Source organism: Collinsella sp. HCP3S3_E5 (assembly GCF_052067635.1).
Classification (GTDB): domain Bacteria; phylum Actinomycetota; class Coriobacteriia; order Coriobacteriales; family Coriobacteriaceae; genus Collinsella.
On the sequence record NZ_JBQHQF010000002.1, the window covers coordinates 129,019 to 136,427 of the forward strand.

Sequence of the window (7,409 nt, forward strand, 5' to 3'; positions counted from 1 at the left end):
GCTATGCCTCCTCGACGGGCTCGACGGAAAGGATAATCTCGCTGGCACCCAGGGCGCGCGCTTGCTGTATCACCTTTGCCGGCAGCGGGAAGCTTTCCATAACACTCGGTTTAAACGCGCGGACCTTGCCCGTAAGCAGTTCCTCGTCGCCCGCCAGAATGCGCACGCGGGCGGCATCGACCGGCCGGCGTACGCGAAAGTTGAGCCTGGTGAGTGCCACGGCCGTAATGCGTCCCGGCAGCGCGTAGCCGGCGATGCCGGCAGGGGAGACCGTGAGCTGGCAGCCAGCGCCCGTCTCGACATCCGCGCCGGTCCCCAGCGCGTACGTCGCCGCGGCTGCGCCGGCACGCTCGGACTCGGTCGTCACGTTATCGGCCAGGTCGTGCACGTGCAGCACGTTGCCGCAGGCAAAGATGCCCGGCACGCCCGTCTGCAGGCTCTGGTCCACCACGGCGCCGCGCGTGCGCGGGTCAAGCTCAACACCCGCGCCTACCGAAAGCTCGTTCTCGGGAATCAAACCTACCGAAAGCAGCAGTGTGTCGCACGGAACGATGCGCTCGGTCCCCGGAATGGGCGCCAGATTTTCGTCGACCTGGCTCACCTCGACGGCCTCCACGCGGTCGTGCCCAATCACGCGTGTGACGGTGGTGGACAGGTGCAGCGGAATGCCAAAATCGTCCAGGCAATTCTTTACATTGCGGCGCAGGCCGTTGGCGTATGGCATAAGCTCGTACACGCCCTCGACCGAAATCCCCTCGAGCGTGCAGCGACGCGCCATGATGAGCCCAATGTCGCCCGAGCCTAAAATGACGGCGCGCGAGCCGGGCTTGAGGTTGTCGATGTTGATGTATCGCTGCGCCAGGCCGGCGGTAAACACGCCGGCGGGGCGGCTGCCGGGAATCTTGATCTCGCTGCGCGTGCGCTCGCGACACCCCATGGCAAGGACGACGGCGCGCCCGATGAGCTGCAACATGCCGGCGGGGCTCATGAGCGTGACGGTGTGTGCCGAGGCATCGCTCGCCGCGCCACTTGCGCCCGTGCCTTCGACTTTGTCCTCGCTTGAGTCGATCCCAATCACCATACTGTCCAGGAACAGTGCGATATCGGTTTCGCGCACCTGGTCGATAAAGCGCTGTGCGTACTCGGGACCGGTCAGTTCCTGCTTAAAGTGTGAGAGGCCAAAGCCCGGGTGGATGCACTGGCGCAGGATGCCGCCCAGGTGCTGTTCGCGCTCAACGATGGCCACGCGCGCTCCGGCCTTGTGTGCGGCAAGTGAGGCCGCCATGCCGGCAGGTCCGCCGCCGATAACGACTACGTCGAACGCCTGCGTCTGCACGGCGCCGGCAGCAATTGATATCCTGTCGGCATCTGCGCAAGTGCACTCGACGCCCGATACCGCACCCATATCGATACTCGTCGCCATCCTAGCGCACCCCCTTCAACGGTCCCTCTACCAGCCAGGAGCCATCGTCTTCCAACGGTACCTCGCTGGGGTCGCAGCCCAGCTCGCGGGCCAGAATCGCCACCACGCGGCTTTGGCAAAAGCCGCTCTGGCACCGACCCATGCCGGCGCGGCAACGGCGTTTGACGCCCTCGACCGAGACCGCACCCGGGCGGCGTCGAATCGCGGCCACGATCTCGGCCTCGGGCACCGTCTCGCAGCGGCAGACGATCTGCCCCCACGCGGGGTCGGACTCGATCAGCTCTTCCTTGCGCGCAAGCGGCGCACGGTCGAAGTCGTCCGGCGCGCGACGAATCGGATCCCAATCGGCCCGCTCGCGCAAAGCAACGCCCGCCTCGCGCAGCACCTGCTCCATGCGCTCGGCAATGGCCGGAGCGCTCGCCACGCCTGGCGACTGAATGCCCGCCGCCTGGAACAGCCCCGGCACCACGGCAGACTGTCCAATAAAAAAGTCGTTCGTTCCCTTAATGACCGGACGCCCGCCGGCAAACGCTCGCACCACGCGGCGCGTGTCCAGATCGGGCACCAGCTTGCGCGCGCCGCTCAGCAGCGCGTCGACATCGCTCGCATAGGTCTGCGTGTCGCCCGCCTCGCGCACAGCGGCCGTCGCGGTGATCACCGTGTTGCCGTGGACGGTGCCCGTGACGATGACGCCCTTGGAAACCGGCGTGGGAACGGGGTAGAGCGGCATGAGTGCGCGCGGCTCCTTGTCCAGCACCACAATGTTGCCCTGGCGCCAGACCATCTGGAACTCCTCGGCGCCCGCCATATGCGAGATGTCTGCGGCGCCGTTGCCCGCCGCGTTAATCAAATAGCGGCAGCGCACATCACCGGCCGGTGTCACCAGCGTAAAACGAGCGGTCCCGTCACCGCTCCTGACGCCAGCGCCGGGAGCTACCTCGATCGTCTCCACCGGTGCGGAGCGCACAAACGTCACGCCGTTGGCTACGGCGTTCTCCATCGCGGCGATGGCGACCTCAAACGGATCGACATAGCCGGTCGAGGGACACCACAGCGCGCACGTGGCCTGGGCGCTGGCGCGCGGCTCCAGCTCGTGGATGCGCTCGGCCCCGATGATCGCCAACTCGGGTACGCCGTTTGCCAGCCCGTTGCTTTGCAGCTGCTCCAGCTGCGCGCGGTCTTGGTCGCTAAAGCCCAGCACCATGGACCCGGTGCGGCAAAACAAAAAGCCCAGCTCCTGGGCCCACGTGACATATAGCTCGCAGCCGCGGGCGTTGACCTGGGCCTTAACCGTGCCCGGCGCCGGATCGTAGCCGGCGTGCACCAGGCCGCCGTTGGCCTTCGACGCGCCCAGGGCAATGTCGTTGGCCGCCTCGACCACGCAGATGGACAGGTCATAGCGTGCGAGCTGCCGCGCGATGGCGCATCCGGTGATGCCCGCGCCCACAATCGCGATATCAAACGTTTCCGTCACAGTGCCTCCAAGACGAGTTGACAGGCTGTCAATAAGGCTATCCTACGGTGTGCGCATCCCCCGCGCAGCGGCAATGCGGCGAACAGCCCCGCTGCATCCGCCAACGGCAGGCGAGGGGAGACTCAGGTCAATCGGTGACCTCGTCTGGCACCTCTGTTGTCAAAGGTTTGTCTCGTTCTGTAACGGTAAGCAGAAGAGTTGGGTTCCATATGTTACAGATCGATACGTTTGCCAGGCGGGCCCTCTGTTTGTCTTGATTTGTAACAGTAAGAGTAGAAAATCGGTCCTATGTGTTACAGATTGAGATTTAAAGTCAGGGAGAGGTCATCTGTCTCGATCTGTAACATCTCGGGACCGTTTTGGGGTCTAGATGTTACAGATTTAGATGAACCCATCAGTCGGTTTCGAATGTCTAAATCTGTAACAGTTAGACCTGTTTTTGCCGAGTTGTTGTTACAGATTGTGATATTGAGATTGGACATTTTCCTTTGTCTTGATCTGTAACAGATAGAAGGGGTTCTGGCCCCTAGTTGTTACAGATTGAGATATTTAACGGAGGGCTCACCGTTCATCTTGATCTGTAACAGTAGGGACTGATTCTGGAGTCAAGATGTTACAGATCGAGATTTAAGTCTGGGAGAGAACGGTTTGTCTAATTCTGTAACATCTGGACCCGGATTCCGCTCTCACCTGTTACAGATTGAGATGTTTCTATCCGCCCATGCCTGCGACCTGCCAAATCGTTAACCCCCGTGTTACACTAACTCGAGTTGTAACTACCCCGAAAGGTATCCGTAATGTCCAAGTACATCTCTGAGCTCATGTCGCCGCAGCTTATGGGCGTCATCTATGCCTTTGTTGGCTTTATCATCGCCCTGTACGTGCTGTCGGTCGTCTATGTGTTTATTGACGCCCGCCGCCGCGGCGCCAGCGCTTACGTGGCATGGGGCATCATTGCCCTCATCCCGTTTGTAGGCCTCATCGCCTACCTGGTCCTGCGCCCGCACTCCTATGCGGCCGACCGCGAGGAGCAGGAGCTGGACATGGCCCTGCGCGAGCGTCAGCTTGCCCAGTACGGCACCTGCCCGCAGTGCGGTGCGCCCATCGAGAAGGACTTTGTGGTCTGCCCGGTGTGCGACACCCAGGTTCGCAACGTGTGCCCCAGCTGCCATCGCCCGCTCGACGCGCACTGGAAGGTCTGCCCCTACTGCCGAACTCGCATCCAGTAGCGCATCCATCGCCGGGCCGGCCGCAAGCCACGGGCCCCGCGCGCCGCGCGCAAGCCGCACGCAGCCCCGCCCCCACACGATGAAGCATGCGTAGAAAATCGCCCGCCGTGCCATTAAGGTGCGGCGGGCGCTTGTATACCTAGGTAACCTGCCTATAATGATGCAAGTCAAAACGCACGCGCCGGCAAGCGCAATGCACACCGCACGGCGCCAAGCAGCACTTGCACCAGGCATCCGAGAGGAGAAAACATACCCATGAAGGCACTCTACAATGACGGTTCGGTGGCCGAGCTCCCGCAGGACGAGGTCACGCACGTCATCCGCCACTCCGCCGCGCACATCATGGCGCAGGCCATCAAGCGCCTGTACCCCCAGGCCGACTTTGCCTACGGCCCCGCGACCGACAACGGCTTTTACTACGACGTCGACCTGCCCGAGGGCGTCAAGATCAGCGAGGACGACTTCCCCGCGATCGAGGCCGAGATGAAAAAGATCGTCAAGGAGAACCTCAAGTTCACCGTGTACGAGAAGCCCCGCGCCGAGGCCATCGCCCTTATGGAGGAGCGCGGCGAGAAGTACAAGGTCGAGCACATCGGCGATCTGGACGACGACGCCCGCATCACCTTCTACCAGCAGGGCGACTACATCGACATGTGCGTCGGCCCCCACATCTGCTACACCAAGGCCCTCAAGGCCTTTAAGCTCACCGGCGTCTCGGGCGCCTACTGGAAGGGTGACAAGGACAACAAGATGCTCACCCGCATCAACGGCGTCGCCTTTGCCACCAAGGAAGAGCTCGACGAGCACATGCACATGCTGGAGGAGGCCAAGAAGCGCGACCACCGCAAGATCGGCCGCGAGATGGACCTCTTTATGATGCGCGACGAGGCCCCCGGCTTCCCGTTCTTCCTGCCCAACGGCATGATCCTTAAGAACACGCTGCTGGACTACTGGCGCGAGATCCACCACAAGGCCGGCTACGTGGAGATCTCCACGCCGCTCATCATGAACAAGCAGCTGTGGAAGACCTCGGGCCACTGGGACCACTACAAGGACAACATGTACTCCACCGTCATCGACGACGAAGAGTACTGCATTAAGCCCATGAACTGCCCGGGCGGCGTGCTGGTGTACGCCTCCAAGCCGCACTCCTACCGCGAGCTGCCCATCCGCGCCGGCGAGATTGGCCTGGTGCACCGCCACGAGCTGCGCGGAGCCCTGCACGGCCTGTTCCGCGTGCGCTGCTTTAACCAGGACGACGCCCACCTGTTTGTGCGCCCCGACCAGCTGACCGACGAGATTGTGGGCGTGGTCAATCTTATCGACTCCGTGTACCAGAAGTTTGGCTTTAAGTATCACGTTGAGCTTTCCACCCGCCCCGAGGACTCCATGGGTTCTGACGAGGACTGGGCTCGCGCCGAAGAGGGCCTGCGTACCGCTCTTGAGCAGCTGGGCATGGACTACGAGGTCAACGAGGGCGACGGCGCCTTCTACGGCCCCAAGATTGACTTCCACCTGGAGGACTCGCTCGGCCGTACCTGGCAGTGCGGTACCGTGCAGCTCGACTTCCAGATGCCGCTCAACTTTGACCTGGAGTACGTGGACGCCGACGGCACCAAGAAGCGCCCCATTATGCTGCATCGCGTGTGCTTTGGCTCCATCGAGCGCTTTATTGGCATTCTGATCGAGCACTTTGCGGGCAAGTTCCCCACCTGGCTGGCTCCCGTGCAGGTCAAGGCGCTTCCGGTATCCGAGAAGAGCCGCGACTATGCCCACGAGGTGTGCGCCAAGCTGGAGGAGGCCGGCATTCGCGTGGTCTGCGACGATCGCGACGAGAAGATCGGCTACAAGATCCGCGAGGCCCGCAGCATCGACCGCGTGCCCTATATGCTCATCCTGGGCGAGAAGGAGGTCGAGGCCGGCAACATCTCCGTCCGCGATCGTTCCAACGAGACCGTTCCGATGAGCGTTGACGAGTTTGTTGCCAAGGTGACCGAGGAGATTAAGACTCGCGCCTAAGACAAACTGCACAACAATTAACAAAGGCGACCGTCTACAAAGGGCGGTCGCCTTTTTCATACCCAAATAAGAAAAGCCGCTGGTTGAGCGGTTTTTTTGTTGCACAAAAAGGTACAACTTGTCTAATCACTATTCCGATATGGCTGCGCAGATTCCTTCGTCCCTGTCGAAGGTCGGCCTAGCGACTGATTCCTTTGCGAAGATTACGGCTATGGCTCAGCAGAATCAGCTTAATGCTTTGTGTTCATACCTTGAAGCGATTGATTCCATAAAGTGGAATCAGATTGGGCCCGCTTATTCGGCTTTGGACAACGTTGGCTTTGGCGAGATTGACGGAGAGGGCATCGAGGATGATGCCGAGTAGCATGGGCTATATGACCACCGTCATCAAGGTGCTTAAGATTGGAGATGAGCGCGGCTCATTTTCAGAACTGATGGAACGAGACGATTCAGCTGCTTGATTAGCGACGTGGCTTGACATGTGTTTTAGAGGGATACAATTGGCCAAGCATTTCAGTTCAAATTAAGGTGGGCCCATGTTTGAGAAAGAGCAGGCTGGATTTAACTTTCTTAAATCCAAAGACGTGTACGCTATCTTGGATGGAGATACGTCATTTCGTTCAGACGCGCTTGATGAAGAGGTCTCCCTTCCGTATCAATCGGGCCCTAAGTTAGTTGAAGTGCTCAATAAGTTTGGAATAGACGCTTCGTATGGTTCATCTAGCCGGTGGATGTATGTTGAAGCCCTGCTCGAGCATTGTATCGAGAATAATCGTGTTTCTGATATGTTGGCCTATTTCTTTAACCTCGCGCGCTTCCAAAAAGAGTTTTCTGGCCTGACGCCGGAGGAAATAAAACGGAGACATGCCGTGATTGTTGAGGGTGCTATCGCTGCCATTAACAGCATTCTATTCTTTGGTGGGCATGAGCTGAGATGTTTCGGTAATAACTACGTCATTACGTCAGTCGATGACGTGCCCGCGATGTCTATTCCTTCAATCAACACGATTGACCGTTCTTATATTAAAGATATGGCCAATAGAGCCCAGGAAGATATTGAACTTGGGAATTTCGATAGCGCTCTCACTAAAGCGAGAACATTACTAGAAGAGGTCTTCTGTTGGGCTATCGAACGCAAAGGAGAACGGCCTTCGGTTGATTTCCGATCTCAGCCGAACACATTGAGCTGATGGCTCGCTCCCGCAGTTAACCGAACGCCCCCGCGGCCCCTCTCGGGCCCCGGGGGCGCCATTTTCCCAGTTGA

Annotated in this window: 6 protein-coding genes; 4 read left to right on the top strand and 2 right to left on the bottom strand. The window is 59.9% G+C overall.

Features of this window, described 5'->3' with window-relative positions; genetic code table 11:
* Nucleotide 1: 1 nt before the first annotated feature.
* Both ACTM82_RS01285 and ACTM82_RS01290 read right to left on the bottom strand, forming a co-directional pair.
* Nucleotides 2-1,423, bottom strand: coding sequence for an NAD(P)/FAD-dependent oxidoreductase (locus tag ACTM82_RS01285; protein WP_441053872.1), 1,422 nt, complete (start codon nt 1,421-1,423; stop codon nt 2-4).
* Between the two features lies 1 nt (nt 1,424).
* A complete protein-coding gene (locus ACTM82_RS01290) occupies nt 1,425-2,897 on the bottom strand; it encodes an NAD(P)/FAD-dependent oxidoreductase (protein ID WP_441053870.1) in 1,473 nt (490 codons plus the stop codon).
* Between the two features lie 797 nt (nt 2,898-3,694).
* Here ACTM82_RS01290 and ACTM82_RS01295 point away from each other — a divergent pair.
* From ACTM82_RS01295 to ACTM82_RS01310, 4 genes are all read left to right on the top strand, one after another.
* Complete coding sequence (locus tag ACTM82_RS01295; RefSeq protein ID WP_006234085.1) at nt 3,695-4,126, top strand: double zinc ribbon domain-containing protein; 432 nt, start codon at nt 3,695-3,697, stop codon at nt 4,124-4,126.
* A 255-nt stretch (nt 4,127-4,381) separates the two neighbouring features.
* A complete protein-coding gene (gene thrS, locus ACTM82_RS01300; RefSeq protein WP_441053868.1) occupies nt 4,382-6,145 on the top strand; it encodes a threonine--tRNA ligase in 1,764 nt (587 codons plus the stop codon).
* A 118-nt stretch (nt 6,146-6,263) separates the two neighbouring features.
* Nucleotides 6,264-6,509 carry a hypothetical protein gene (locus ACTM82_RS01305; RefSeq protein ID WP_441053866.1) on the top strand — a complete coding sequence of 82 codons (246 nt, stop codon included), beginning with the start codon at nt 6,264-6,266 and terminating at the stop codon, nt 6,507-6,509.
* Nucleotides 6,510-6,681: 172 nt separating this feature from the next.
* The gene (locus ACTM82_RS01310; RefSeq protein WP_441053864.1) at nt 6,682-7,335 is read left to right on the top strand and encodes a hypothetical protein; all 654 of its coding nucleotides are present in this window, start codon (nt 6,682-6,684) and stop codon (nt 7,333-7,335) included.
* Nucleotides 7,336-7,409: the final 74 nt, after the last annotated feature.